8 protein-coding genes are annotated in these 14,079 nt (G+C 49.4%); 3 read left to right on the top strand and 5 right to left on the bottom strand.

All coding sequences use genetic code 11. From position 1 onward, the window contains the following. Positions 1 to 320 precede the first annotated feature (320 nt). The gene (locus tag ACO0LD_RS20855; protein ID WP_423010101.1) at positions 321 to 1,610 is read left to right on the top strand and encodes a class I SAM-dependent methyltransferase; all 1,290 of its coding nucleotides are present in this window, start codon (positions 321 to 323) and stop codon (positions 1,608 to 1,610) included. Position 1,611: 1 nt separating this feature from the next. Further along, a complete protein-coding gene (locus ACO0LD_RS20850) occupies positions 1,612 to 4,971 on the top strand; it encodes a glycosyltransferase family 4 protein (protein ID WP_423010100.1) in 3,360 nt (1,119 codons plus the stop codon). A gap of 34 nt (positions 4,972 to 5,005) precedes the next feature. Here the strand turns inward: ACO0LD_RS20850 and ACO0LD_RS20845 are convergent, their stop codons facing one another. The 5 genes from ACO0LD_RS20845 to ACO0LD_RS20825 form a co-directional block, all read right to left on the bottom strand. Continuing rightward, entirely contained in the window at positions 5,006 to 5,983 is a 978-nt protein-coding gene (locus ACO0LD_RS20845) for a hypothetical protein (protein ID WP_423010099.1), read from the bottom strand. Positions 5,984 to 5,995: 12 nt separating this feature from the next. Next, entirely contained in the window at positions 5,996 to 7,519 is a 1,524-nt protein-coding gene (locus ACO0LD_RS20840; protein WP_423010098.1) for an MBOAT family O-acyltransferase, read from the bottom strand. Positions 7,520 to 7,558: 39 nt separating this feature from the next. After that, the gene (locus tag ACO0LD_RS20835) at positions 7,559 to 8,368 is read right to left on the bottom strand and encodes a Crp/Fnr family transcriptional regulator (protein WP_423010097.1); all 810 of its coding nucleotides are present in this window, start codon (positions 8,366 to 8,368) and stop codon (positions 7,559 to 7,561) included. A 115-nt stretch (positions 8,369 to 8,483) separates the two neighbouring features. Beyond that, positions 8,484 to 9,725, bottom strand: coding sequence for a tetratricopeptide repeat protein (locus ACO0LD_RS20830; protein WP_423010096.1), 1,242 nt, complete (start codon positions 9,723 to 9,725; stop codon positions 8,484 to 8,486). Then, positions 9,722 to 11,602 (bottom strand): CHASE2 domain-containing protein, encoded by a 1,881-nt coding sequence (locus ACO0LD_RS20825; RefSeq protein WP_423010095.1) that lies wholly within the window; start codon positions 11,600 to 11,602, stop codon positions 9,722 to 9,724. The genes ACO0LD_RS20830 and ACO0LD_RS20825 overlap by 4 nt, the downstream gene beginning before the upstream one ends. Positions 11,603 to 12,017: 415 nt before the next feature. On the opposite strand from ACO0LD_RS20825, the gene ACO0LD_RS20820 reads away from it, so the two are divergent. Further along, positions 12,018 to 13,385 (top strand): FecR family protein, encoded by a 1,368-nt coding sequence (locus tag ACO0LD_RS20820; protein WP_423010094.1) that lies wholly within the window; start codon positions 12,018 to 12,020, stop codon positions 13,383 to 13,385. Positions 13,386 to 14,079 lie beyond the last annotated feature (694 nt).

Raw genomic sequence — 14,079 nt, 5'->3', positions numbered from 1 at the left:
TGAGGCAAATCATTATAAAATATTTAATATATTGCTATAAGCGTGCAATCAGCGTGCAATTAACGGCAATTTTCCTCGGGCTAGGCTGGGTCAGATGTGAGCAATTGCTGAATAGGCTAAACTTGCAAGACCTGAAGGGTAAGCCAGAGCCAGGCAAAAAGTCTGAAGCTGAAATAATCTGAAAATTTGCAGACGCTGATAATTTCGTCGCAGTTTACATCATCATTTATACTTCTACCCCTTTTTCTAGCCTTTTAGCGGTCTAAACACGAATCATTTGCCGCCAATTATGAATAAAACATCCGGATTATATGGCGAATATGGCAACACAGAACAAATCTGAATGCGAAGCACAGCAACTGGCTGACAAGACCAGTTTGATATTGAAAAGCAGGAAGCATTCAACACCCGTCAACATTCCTTCTAAGGAGATGGGGGCAGGGCAGGATGATGCAAGGGAAATCATGTTGAATCAGCAAGATATTGCACAACAAAATGCTGAAGTGTCAGCACCACCGCAAGGCTTGCGCCAGAAATTGCGTTCGATACCAGGCCTGGGTTATGCATTGGCCTGGTGCCAGGCATTGCTGCGTTTGCCGCGCACCCGCTTCCAGACTGAAGTTGCACTGACAAATTTGCAAAAGCAAATTGATGGCCTGCAATTGCAGTTGCGCAGCCAGGAGCAAACAATTCTGCGCATGGAAGAGCAAAAACTCGCCATACGCCTTGAAAAATACGATGCACTTGATATTGGCAACAGGCTCATGGAGCTGGACCGCCTGCATATAGGCCGCCAGTTGCGCTCCATGAATCTGATGATGCGTGCGGGTTTGCAAAATGGTACCAAGCAGCTCGAGCAAGCTGTTGCGACCACTGCGGAGCCAGCAAATCAGCTTGTTCCTGCCAGCACCAGCCAGTCTGTAGCCAAAGTTGCCAGTGATTTTGACCAGGATCAGTTTTATCTGGAATTTGAAGCCTTGTTCCGTGGTTCACGCGCCGATATCAAGGAGCGCTTGAAAGTGTATCTGCCCTATCTGGCGCATATCAGTGAACAGGCAAAAGACGAACGCAAGTTCGTCATTGACGTCGGTTGTGGCCGTGGTGAATGGCTGGAGTTGCTCGATGAGCAGGGCATACCTGCCATGGGCGTGGACATGAATATCTCCATGGTCAACGCTTGTCTGGATCAGGGCTTTTTGTGTCGCCATGCCGACGCCATTGCCTATTTGCGCGAACAGCCTGCAGGCAGCATAGGTGCGGTGACGGGGTTCCAGATCATAGAGCATTTACCGTTCGAGCAATTGATTGCCTTGTTTGATGCAGCACGCCATGCATTGTGCCCAGGCGGGGTCATTATTTTTGAAACGCCGAATCCGGAAAACCTCAAGGTGGGTGCCTGCAATTTCTATTTTGACCCTACCCATTTGCATCCTATTGTGCCGCAGGTGGCTGAATTCATGGCGCGTCAGCGTGGCTTTAGCCATGCAGAAATTCTGCGTTTGCATCCTTACCCTGACGATCACTTGCTGCACGGTGGCACTGAGGTTGAAGCACTGCTCAATAAGGAATTATTCGGTGCCCAGGATTACGCAGTCATAGGTCGTAAATAAGATGCAGATACATCAATTCAGCCCTTCCTGCGGAAGAGGTGACGGCGTCAGCAATGGCATGTTCTTTACCCGCAAGCTATTGCGCGAGATGGGTTTTACTTCTGCCATTTATTGCGATCTGGTGCAGGATGAAGTGCGTGATGAAGTGCAGCACTACAGTGAATTGCAGCTTGCTGAGGATGACATCCTGCTGGTGCATCACAGCCTGGGCTATGACAATTGCGCCTGGCTCAAAGACATCAAGGCGCGCAAGGTGCTGGTGTATCACAACATCACGCCGCCGCAGTTTTTACCTGACAATGGCCTGCCTGAATTAAGCATCCTGGGCAGGCAGCAACTGGCTTTGTGGGCGCAGGATTTTCAGGCCGCCATCGGCGACTCTGATTTGAACAGTGCAGAGTTGCGTGCCGCTGGCCATACAGATGTAACGACGATTCCCCTACTTGTCGATGTGACACGCTGGCAGCATCACAGCTATAACACGGCGCTGATGAACAGTTTGCGTGACTCGTACAATATTCTGTTTGTCGGACGTCTGTGTGAGCATAAGCATCAGTTGCAATTGCTGGACATGCTGGATGAATTGCGCCATTTCTCTCGCCAGCCAGTGCGCCTGATATTGGCGGGTGGTGTCACCAGCATGCCGTATGAGCAGGAAGTACGTGCCCGCATCGCTGAATTGAAGCTGGATGCGCAGGTGCTGATGACAGGCAAAATTTCTGATGAAGATTTACTGGCCCTGTACCGCAATGCAGACGCCTATGTCAGCCTCAGCGAGCATGAAGGCTTTGGCATGCCGCTTATTGAAGCCATGTTGCATGATGTGCCAGTGATTGCGCGTGCTACTGAAGGCGTCACTTCCACCATGGGTGGGAAAGGTATCTTGCTGGATGCTGACGTGACCCCGGCAACTTGCGCCGCGCATGTGCACATGCTCTTGACGGAACCTGCTTTGCGCCGCCGCATTATTGCGGGCCAGCGACAAAATATCCAGCGATTCTCGCGTCAGAAAATTGAGACAGATTTGCAGCGATTCCTGCAAAAGTTGGGCGCAAAAATTCCTCAAGAGGAAATAGCTAACAATGAACAGCAAAAACCTCTGTGGCAAATAGAGGGGCCTTTCGACTCTAGCTATAGCCTGGCTATTGTCAACCGTGAACTGGCGCGTGCCTTGGCGTCCCAAAAGGACGGGACTGTGCAACTGGGTTTGCGCAGCCGTGAAGGTTATGGTGATTTCGTGGCCTCGGTAGATTTCCTGGCCACCAATCCCGATATCGCTGAATTGCAAACGGTATCGCAACAGGCAGTCAACATGCCTGACCTGGCCCTGCGCAATTGCTATCCGCCAACGCTGGATGATATGCAGGCGCGCGTCAGGGTAGTGAATTCTTATGGCTGGGAAGAGACTGGTTTCCCGCAAGAGTTTGTCAATGAATTCAACCGCAAGCTGGATTTGATTTTGGTGGTGTCGCGCTTTGTCGGCACAGTCTTGCGTGACAATGGCGTACGTGTGCCGATTGCTGCTGTTGGCAATGGTGTTGATCATGTCATGCGTGTTGCTGCGTTGCCGGTACCGCATGCTGTACTGGATAGTCTCAAGACTTATCGCTTCCTGCATGTCTCATCCTGTTTCCCGCGCAAGGGGCCGGACGCTTTGCTGCTTGCCTATGGACAGTCTTTCAGGGCAAGTGATGATGTCAGCCTGGTCATTAAGACTTTCCCCAATCCACATAATGATGTGGCTGAACAATTGGCGGCGCTGCAGGCCGCTGACCCGGATTTCCCGCATGTGCTGATCATCATGGATGATTACAGCCAGGCGCAAATGCGTGGCCTGTATGAGGCATGCGATGTGCTGGTTGCGCCTAGTCGTGGTGAAGGTTATGGCTTGCCGATTGCAGAAGCCATGTGGCTGAAACTGCCCGTGATTGCTACCGCATGGAGCGGGCAGATGGATTTCTGCGACGACAGCAGGGTCTGGCTCTGTGATTATCAATTCGCCAAATCAACTTCGCATTTTAGTTCCACGCATTCAGCCTGGGCTGACCCCGATGTCAATCATTTGGCAACGCTGATGCGGGAAGTACATGCCAGCCCGGCAGATGTCATTGCCAGCAAAACTGCTGCGGCGCATGCGTTTATATCGACGCACTACGCGTGGTCAGATGTCGCCAGCAGAACTCGCCAGGCAATTGCTGCACTTGAACAGCAGCCGCTGTTACGCAAGGAGCCACGCATAGGCTGGATCAGTAGCTGGAATGCGCGTTGTGGTATCGCTTCTTATTCATCTTTCCTGACTGCTGGCATGCCGCAGGACAGGGTAGTTTATCTGAGCAGCCATATCCCCGAAAGAACGGCACGCGATGCTGAGAATGTCATTCGCAGCTGGGATGCCAACATGGACGAGGATCTGGAGCATACCTGGCTGATGATCCAGGAGCAGAAACTGGATGTGATTGTTGTTCAATACAATTTCGGTTTCTTTTCACTGGCAGCCATGGCGCGCCTGATCAGGCGTGTCAAGGAAGACGGCAAGGCCATCCATGTATTTTTCCATTCGACCGCGGATGTGCAAAGAGAAGATGGACTGATCAGCCTGTCTACGATTGCTGCTGAATTGAAGCTGGCTGACCGTATCTTCGTGCATGGTCTGGATGACATGAACCGCCTCAAGAACCTGGGCGTTGCGGATAATCTGGTGTTTTTCCCACAGGGCCTGATGCCGACGCTGGAGCATGCTGCAGCCAGGGTGGATACTTCGCGTCTGGCAGGCAAGACTGTGATTGCCGCTTATGGATTCCTGTTGCCGCATAAGGGCGTGCAGGCATTGATCAGGGCATTCATAAAATTGCGCGGGCAGGGTGGAAATTATCACTTGTTGCTGGTGAATTCACTCTATCCATCCGGCTTGTCTGACCATGAATACCATCAGTGCCGTCATTTGATTTTTGAAGCCGGACTGGATGCGCATGTGACTTTCCTGTCTGATTATCTGACAGATGAAATCAGCCAGTCATGGCTGCAACAGGCAGACCTGATTGTTTATCCGTATCAGCAAACGCAGGAATCTTCGAGTGCAGCAGTACGTATGGGTCTGGCTTCTGGCCGCCCGGTTGCAGTGACGCCGCTGTCGATTTTTGATGATGTCAAAGATGCGGTGCATGTCTTGCCTGGCACGGAACCTGCAGATATTGCTGAAGGCATCACCGCAATTTTGCATGATGGGCAAAGGCTGAAAGAGAAAGCAATACAGGCGAAAGCCTGGACTGCCACCAGACAATGGCCAGCCTTGTCACAACGCTTGTTGAATACGATTGATGGGATTGCGAATGCATTGGATATTGATATAGGTCGCATCTGAACGCACAAAAACGGCGGATATATTCCGCCGTTTTTTATGGTCGGCCACAAGCTGCCTGAGAAGGTGTTTGCAGTAAAGCGATCAGCTTTGCAGTATGCTTTTGCCTGGCCCAGTCTTGCAGATGATGGTCAGTATCAAAGAACCAGCTCTCCGGATACATGAAGTCTTTCGGCTTCCCAAGATATTCTATGCCTAGCTTATTCATGCGTTCTGGCAGTCCTGCGTAAAAGGCCAGGTCTTCTGCATCTGTATCGTATTTGGCATGATGCAGCAGGACTGTGGGCATGCCGATCAGGCAGATGTTATTTGCCTTGGCCGATTGCGCATAATTTTCCATGAGCTTCCAGCCGCCAGTTTCTGTGGTTGCTCTATGCGCATAATCCCAGGCCTTGGTGGCTTTGACTGCGGCGATATCACCAGCGCTGCGTTCTGCCGCGCCGGTGTGAGTCTGATCGCCTCTTGCATCGAGATGATGGGCGCCATAAGTGCCGCTGGTGACCGGGCCGTCTGGCAAATGCCGCAGACCATGTAGCCAGCGATCTGCTCCTAAACCTGCCGCATACTGCAGTTGAGTAATGCGTGACAGGCTGCGCCAGTAATCGAGGTCCCTGGCCATGACATAGTCGATAATCTGTGAATTGGCTTTGCCCTCGTCGAGATAGAGCGCATATTCCATGGGCATGAGTATGGTGTCGCCGGGGCGTGCGACGCGACGCGATACATCCAGTATATAAGGCAGACCGAGCCCGGCATTCACTGCAAGATTGATGACGGGCTTGTGCCAGTAATTTTCCAGCATGCCTGAATCTATGCCAAACATGGCGTTTGAACCTGCCACGATCAATACACGTGGCGTTTTGATTTCTTGTGCTGCGTGGATTTTATGTTGATAAGCATCATAGACCCAGCGTGAACTGGCAGTCGGCGAGCCCAACTGATATTTGATACCGACTACCCATAAGAGGCTAAGAGCCAGGAAACTGCCAGTCAAAGCGAGCAAGAATTTTTTCATATCCTTGTCCGCCTAAAAATTAAAATACAAAAATTCTGTGGCTGGCCGGACGGCCATCCATTTCAGTGCAAACCACAAACAGATGCCTGCAATGATGCCCAAAGCGATTTGCCTTTTTTCGCTGAGTGGCGTGATGGCGATATTTGGACTGGGATCGTAATTCAGTAATTCCGTGGTGTTTGGCAAAAGCCAGACGACAGCCATGCCTATGCCTATCCATAGCCAGCCGACATCCGGTGAAGTGCCAAGCAAACCTTCAACGACTTGGGCGAGATTTTGCCAGGGCAGGACGGGCAGATGTGTGCCTGAAGCCGGTTGCAACAGCGCCGCATACATGTGGGCTGCGCTTGCCATATCGGGTGCACGAAACAGTACCCAGGCGAAGGCGACCAGGACGAAGGTCATGAAGATGGAAACGAACTTAGGTAACTTGCCCCAGAGTTTGCGCAAGGCTGAACTGCCTTCCAGTACATGATGCCAGAAGTGATTGATGAGCAGCATGCTGCCATGCAAGGCACCCCACAAAAAGAAGTTCCAGCCCGCACCATGCCATACACCTGCCAGTAACATTGTCAGCCACAGATTGCGGTAGCGCATGAATTGGCCGTGGCGATTACCGCCCAGGGGTATGTACAGATAATCGCGCAAAAAACTGGACAGTGTCATATGCCAGCGCCGCCAGAAATCGATGATGGAAGTGGCTTTATATGGAGAGAAAAAATTGACAGGCAGCTTGAAGCCAAACATCAGCGCCAGACCTATCGCCATGTCTGAATACGCAGAAAAATCAAAATACAATTGCAGGGTATACGCCAGCATGGCTTGCCATGCTGCTTCGCCGCCCGGTGTCGTCTGCCTGGCCAGCTCAAATACCGGGCTGGCATAGTGTGCCATGCTGTCTGCAAGTATGGTTTTTTTGAACAAGCCCAACGCCAGAAAACAGGCACCGGTAATGAGTGCTTCTTTTTGTCTGAACAGGGGATTGTCATCTGCCCTGGTTTGCGCGATCAGGGGCTTGTGATGCACGATGGGGCCGGCAATCAGTTGCGGGAAAAAAGAAACAAAAAACAGATAGTCGAGCGCATTATGCCTGCGTACATCGCCACGCCTGCAATCAACCAGATAGGCGATTTTCTGGAAGGTGACAAACGAGATCGCCAGTGGCAGGACGATGGGGTCTATCGGCGGTGCCGCATGAAATGCCGCAAACAGATTGGCGAGCAAGAAATAGGTGTATTTGAAACCACCCAGTACCAGCAGGTTAAAGCCTATGCCAGCCTTCATCCATCTTGCTGCATGCAGATCCAGTGCTTGCTGCCTGGCCTTCAAGATACGACCACCCAGCCAGAAATTGATGCTGATCGAGCTCAGGAGTACTGCCAGGTAACGTACATCCCAGACTGCATAAAATACCAGTGAAGCCAGCACCAGCCAGCCTAAAGCCGGTCTTATGCCCCATTGATGCTTGCATAGCCACCATACTGCCAGAGTGATGGGCAGGAAAAGGAACAGAAATCCAAAGGAATTAAATAGCATGGCGGGCAGCTTGGCACTGTTTCAGGTGTGCGGCTGTTGTCACACGGTAGCGCCCAGCGCCAGTTTTTGCAGCTCGTCGGGTTTGCGTATGATCAGACGATGCAAGTCTTTTTCGACTATACCTTGCTGGGCCAGATGCAAGAGCGCGCGGGTAACGGTTTCGCGGCTGGTGTTGATCATCATGGCAATGTCCTGATGGGTAGGCAGGTTTTCTATGACTTCCAGATTGCCGGGCATGATTTTTTTGAACAAGGCAATGAAGGCGTAAATACGGCGTGAGGTATTGCCTATACTGAGCAAGGCGCGGAATTCAGAATCGCGTTGTATTTTTTCGGCCAGATGGCGCAACATCATGTTCGCCATGGCTGGCGAGTGTGAAAACAAATGCAATGCCGTGGCGCTGGGTAAAAAGCCGACAAGCACGTTGCTGAGAGCAACTACCGAGGCTGAACGCGGGGTGCCATTGATGATGGCGATTTCACCAAAGAAATCACCTTCCTTGAGCATGCGCAGACCAATAGCGCGGCCATCTTCAGTGACATCGACGACTTGCAATTGTCCTGAGAGCAAAAATAACAGGCTGTCACCGATACCACCTTTTTGCAATACCACATCCCGTTTGTTGAAGTGACGCACGCGCATGTCACCCTTGACCTTGTTCATGTCTTCATCGCTCAGCCCCATTAGCAGGGGGATATTGCGCAAGTTGACCGTGATCTGGTTGACTTTGACCTGTACTTTGGTCTGAATGGGTATATTTAATTGCAATTGCCCAGGCAAGGGCGCTTGCGACTCCGCACCCGGTGCCTTGTTGTGAATAACAGCGACTTCGTTATTTGATACCGTCATTGGTCAATCCAATTGTGAAGAACCCATGACTTGCAATGGTGATGGCTCCTCATTCGTTTTCAATATTTCCTGATTCATAGATGACAAATGGTGATGCTGACATGAAAATTCAAATTTAAAAATTCTGCCATTGCCAGCTCAATTGTACCGACTTGCTATTGTATTGAAGGATGGAGATATTTTCCTTGTTATTTATCGCCCGGAATTCCAGTTGTAGCGACTGCTTGTCTGTGAAATACCAATTTAGTCCGGCTTTGATGATCTGAAGATCTTGTCGCCTTGCTACATCTATCAGATTGGGCGAGTAAATTTCAGCACTTTGCCATATTTGTTTGCTCCAGCCTAATTCCAGCTCGCTTTGCTGGAATAATTGCCGTCTCAAATTCAAATTTCCATAGTAACCAGTCCTGTGCCCACCCTGACGATCTGAATGAGCCCGGTCTGCCATCGCTGCCAAACCAGCTTGCAACTGGTATTTTTCAGTTTCATAAGACAGCAAGCCACGTAATTCCCAAGTATGCGCGTCGAAGTTTCCCAAAGTCGGATACTGCACATTGGTTAATCCGGCAATAGTACTGAAACGCCAGGGGCTGCCTTGTCCAACTGGTGGTGACAGACGCAATTGTACAATTTCCTGTTTTTGATACAGCTTGCCACCCAGGCTTAGCGCGCTGACCAGACCAGTGCCCCTGATGCTGTAGTCTCGCCATTTCCATGGCTTTTCTACACCGACGGCAAGCGCCAGCGTGTTATATGCGCTCAGGCTGTCATAGCTGCGGAGACGCATCTGGGCGAAACCCAGAGTGCCGTTATTGCTGATTTCTTGCGATACATTGCCAGATAAACTGGCAAACCTGTCTGCTTTGGGCTGATATTCAGGTAAAAGCTGCAAGGTTATTTGTTCAGTGCCGCTACCAAAAGTGAAAAAGGGATTGCTGGCACCCTGATTCACATTGGTGTCATACCCAGCTTCTACAGATACGGCGATGCGCCTCTCGGGTGCCGCAGGAATACAGTTTTTGGGTTGCCATAATTCCAGTTTATATAGCTGATCTTCTGATAAAGGCAGATTTTGCCGCATTTTTAGCAGAACTTTATCGGCTTCTTCCTTATTGCCCAGTTTACACTGTAGCATCGCCAGATCCAGCCATGCGCCTGCGTGCAGGGGTTTTTTCTCTATCAGGGTGCTGAGCATGGCTTTGGCATCATCATTGCGTTTTTCGCTGATGGCTTTCAAGGCTTCCAGATACAGGTCTTCACTTTGAGCTTCATTGTCCGCTTTTGCGACAGCACTGCCAAAGACCAGCAACAGCATTAGCAATGGTAGTTGATGGGCTATCTTGTGAATCTTCCTCATGCAGTGACCTCTACCGTGTAGATGGTAGTCGGTTTTTCCTTACCTTTCAGCAGACGTTCGCCCAGAGGCTGGAACTGATGTCTGGTTGAACCATCGACGGTACCTTTGCCTATGATGATGTCATGCGGGTAGTGACGTGCCGCATCCTCCAGGCGTGAAGCTGTATTTACACTGTCGCCAACTGCGGTGTAGATGCTGCGGAAGGAACTGCCAAAATCTCCTGCAATCGCAATACCACTTTCTATTCCGATTCTGACTCTAATCTTTTTTCTCCCTTGTTGTTCGTATTGGGCACTCAAGTTTCTGACGTTCCTGACAATTTCTATTGCTGCATCCACGGCCAGATCCGCATGATTTTCCACTGGCAGCGGCGCTCCCCAAAATGCCACCAGGCCATCGCCGGTGTATTTATCCAGGGTGCCACCTTTGGCCAGCACGGGGCCGGTCAGGCATTCGAGAAATTCACGCGTCAGGCTGGCTGCTTCTTCCATGGGCAAGTTTTCTACCTGACTGGTGTAGCCTTCCATGTCCGCAATCAAAGTGGTGACATGCAATTGTCTTGGTGCCAGCGGGTCTTTCAAATCACTGCGTAATAATTCCTGTACAACTGCTTTGGCTACATATTGTTGCAGGGTTCCTAATAACCTTCTTGATTTGCGCTGCGCAGTTTGCCAGCCAAAAGGAACGGCAACTGCCAATAAAAAAAAGTTCGCTGCCAAGGGGCCGACCGGAGAAAACCACATATCGTGGTCTACCACCAGATAAGCCAGTGCTACCCACGCCACTGAAGCCAGACCCAGCATCAGGGTATTTGACAAGGCAGAAAAGCGCGGGAACATGAACATCGCCATTCCTGCAGTCAGCACTGTAAATAGGATGGCCATCAAGCGCCCTGGCCACTTTACATAGGTTCTGCCTTCATGCTCGTCCAGCATCGTACTCAGCGCCTGAGCATGCACCAGAAAACCGCTGGTCGAATACCATAAGGGAGTTGGTACCCTGTCTGCCAAAGCCAGAGAAGACGAGCCTATGATGATATATTTGCCGCGCAAAGCTTCCAGCGGTGTCGTATCTTGCAATACGCTCAGGGCAGGTACGACTTCATACGAAGACAGTGTGCGGCTATACTCAACACGTGAAAATCCATTTTCATCTACATCTGAAAAGCGGCTCTTGTGTGCAAACAACTGATCTTTGCGCATCTTTGAGCAGCACTCCAGCAAGACACGTGATAATTCAGAATAAACTTTTCCCTCGAAGCGAGTCTGAACCGGAATTCGTCGTAAAGTTCCGTCCGGGTCAGGTACAAACCCGATATTGCTGATGTAGCGCGCATTGCTGAGGCCAGAATGATTCGCAATATACCCTGTGGCTTGCGCCATGCTGGCACGCTCTGCCTGGCTGAATGCCGTAACTGGTGTGCCGCCCGTCAGTTGGCCGTTGCGCGCCGGGGTCTGCTTGTTTTTGTCAAAATCAAATGCCTGAGCCAATACCACCGGGCCATGTGCAGCGAGTGCTGCCAGTCTTTGGTCTCCTACTGTATCTTTATGTTCTTCAAAATATATATCCAGGGCGACGCCACGTACATCAAACTCAGTAATAAGTTTTTCTATCAGATCGGCAATACGTTCCCTCGGCCACGGTGCAGCACCTAATACGGAAATGCTATGGTCATCAATATCGATCAATGCCAGACGGTCTTCTGCCTGGTGTTTTGCGCGTAGTTGCACGAACTGGTCCCTGAGCCACTCATCGCCTGGTAATGGGCGATGACTTTCTGGCAGGCATTCATTCAGCGCGCACAAGCCAACAGCCATGATGGCTATCATCAGCCACAAATAAGTAGTGGCAGAAATACGCAAAAAAAACTCAGACACAGGCCTCATGATTGTGTAAGAAGGTCCGTTGAATTATTCACTGGGCAATGAGGCGATCGGGAAGTTCATATCAATCAAAATGATTTTGGCAGCATCATAAGCCGGATTAAATAAAATGTGTTGAAACTTGAACATCTTTTTGCGTGGTGGCAATAAATTAAAGCATGGTCTGGACGAGAATAATTGCTTATCCGCTATCACTTTGCATGTCCATGATAATCCTTCTGATTTCAATGCCTTAGCAAAAAACTGTTATAGTAGCCTGAAATTGTAAATTGTGATCGCCGTCACAATATTTTTTGCATATCAGTGGATAATGATGAAAATATGAGCAGGTGTAAATCGGTATAAGCCGGAGCAATGTGTGCCCGGTGTGAAAGTCTTTGCCGGTTTCTCAGGCAAGCGAGGAATGAATATGAAGAGTAAAACAGAGAATATGCTAGGTCCGCTGGTCCGTTGGACGCTGGCATTCATGCTGGCGATTCCTGCGATGGCATTCGCAGAGGACGCGGTGAAGGTTTCTCAGGTATGGGGAAATGTTGAAATTAATGGCAAACCGGCAATTGCTGATAGTGCTGTTGCGGAAGGTGCCAGTATCAAAACCGGAGCTGACGGTTATATTTATTTTAAAACCATAGATGATGGTTTGTTGATTGTGCGTCCGAATAGCGAAGCGCGCATCGTCAATTATCATGTCGATAAACAGAATCCTGCCAATACCCGCGTCAAACTGGAGTTGATCTCTGGTGTGGCACGTAGTGTGTCGGGTAATGCTGTGAAACAGGCAAGGCAGAATTTCCGCTTTAATACACCAGTTGCTGCTATCGGTGTGCGTGGTACGGACTTCACGGTTTTTACCGACAAAGATACAACACGTGTGGTCGTGGTGGATGGCGGCATCGTTGTCAGTGGCTTCAGTGGTTCTTGCTCACCGCAAGGCGCAGGCCCATGTGAAGGTGTTGCCGCTGCCGAGTTATTCGCCCGTCAGCAAGGTGTTTTATTGCAGATCAATAAAGGCCAGAACAAGCCGCAATTATTGCAATCAGCCCCAGGTTTGACGCCAGATGCCATTGCTCCTCCAAGGGCAGATGAGCCGGGTAGCAAGACTGCAGCTAATAATAGTAGTACTACTTTGGTAGCTCCTGCCGCAACTGATCCTAATCTTGACCCCAACAAGGTTGGTGGTGTCAAGCAGGTCCTGGCTTCCAATGCCAATAAAACGCCAAATAATACTGGCGCAGGTAATGGCAATAATGCGGTATTGACGAATACCATTATCTGGGGACGCTGGTTTGAACTTTTCGGTCAAAAAGCTGACTTTGATATTACCAAGCAAGACCAGAACGGGGCTTCAGCACGTGGTACCAATGCTTACTTTGCTATTTTCCAGGCTAAAAATACAGAGTGGCAAGTACCAACTACAGGCTCTATGGGCTTTGCCTTGAAAGATAGTCAGGCTGTTGTCGTAGATAATATCAAGAGTCTGGAGTCAGCCGCCAAGCTGGAAAATGCCAAATTGCAGCTGGATTTTGCCAAGGCAACATTTACCACGGGATTTGATGTGATCTCTGGCAGCGAAAAATTCGCCTTGAAAGGTGAAGGAACAGTTACCAGTACGGGTATCCTATATGGCACAAATCAATATGTACCTGCCGCGAATATGGCTATACAAGGGGTTGTGACCAATGAAAAAGGCGGTACGGCAGCTTATATATTCCAGTCAAAATTGAACGAAGATGGTACTCGCATGGTGTATGGAGTGACAAACTGGGGTAAGCAGTAATAGGTAATCTGCAAGTAATTAATAAGTAATATTAAATATTGCTTAATTCTGTCTTTGAAATACAAAAGGGCTTCTACGGAAGCCCTTTTGTATTTGTATAAAGAAAGCCCGATAAAATTCGCGAATGATGTTGTACATATAATATATAGCTTGAACTTAAAAGCTCCGATTGGGTCATTGTCTTGACCTGCTTGCTTTGCTATGTCGGTTAATACTTAAGCTTGTAAATGATTTTGTTATTTGATGTAACGAAATATTCATTTTGGTTTACTTCGGGTCAGGCCTTATAATTGTAGGTTGGCAAAGTCATATCTAGGCTTTTCATTTGAAAGCTGTTTCTGCAGAGCAAATGAAAAATTTCGAAATACAAGCCAAATGTTGTTAAGTTTTGCTTTTTTTTGAAAATGTGATTTCAGTCACATCTTCGATTGGGTGCTTCTGCGATTATCTGCTTGCCGTAACGCGAGTAAGTGCCTAAAAAGCAAGCTTCGCACTTTTTAAATTAATTAAATTAGGAGTTCTTAAATGGCTAATACAGCTGCTGATATCCAAAAGCTTTACATCGCATACTTCAACCGTCCTGCAGACCCAAATGGTCTGACGTACTGGATGGCCCAAGGCCTGACACTGGGTCAAATCGCCGACAGCTTCTCCAAACAAGCAGAATACGCCACCGTATTCGCTGGTAAAACAA

This window comes from Undibacterium sp. Ji83W (assembly GCF_049340385.1).
Taxonomy (GTDB): domain Bacteria; phylum Pseudomonadota; class Gammaproteobacteria; order Burkholderiales; family Burkholderiaceae_D; genus Undibacterium.
Note: the sequence above shows the minus strand (reverse complement) of the source record. Positions and strands in the feature narration are given on the sequence as shown.

Excerpts from the sequence above, each read along its gene's own strand:
- ACO0LD_RS20820 (WP_423010094.1), top strand. The coding sequence starts at position 12,018 with ATGAAGAGTAAAACAGAGAATATGCTAGGTCCGCTGGTCCGTTGGACG.
- ACO0LD_RS20830 (WP_423010096.1), bottom strand. The coding sequence starts at position 9,725 with ATGAGGAAGATTCACAAGATAGCCCATCAACTACCATTGCTAATGCTG.
- ACO0LD_RS20850 (WP_423010100.1), top strand. The coding sequence starts at position 1,612 with ATGCAGATACATCAATTCAGCCCTTCCTGCGGAAGAGGTGACGGCGTC.
- ACO0LD_RS20845 (WP_423010099.1), bottom strand. The coding sequence starts at position 5,983 with ATGAAAAAATTCTTGCTCGCTTTGACTGGCAGTTTCCTGGCTCTTAGC.
- ACO0LD_RS20835 (WP_423010097.1), bottom strand. The coding sequence starts at position 8,368 with ATGACGGTATCAAATAACGAAGTCGCTGTTATTCACAACAAGGCACCG.
- ACO0LD_RS20855 (WP_423010101.1), top strand. The coding sequence starts at position 321 with ATGGCAACACAGAACAAATCTGAATGCGAAGCACAGCAACTGGCTGAC.
- ACO0LD_RS20840 (WP_423010098.1), bottom strand. The coding sequence starts at position 7,519 with ATGCTATTTAATTCCTTTGGATTTCTGTTCCTTTTCCTGCCCATCACT.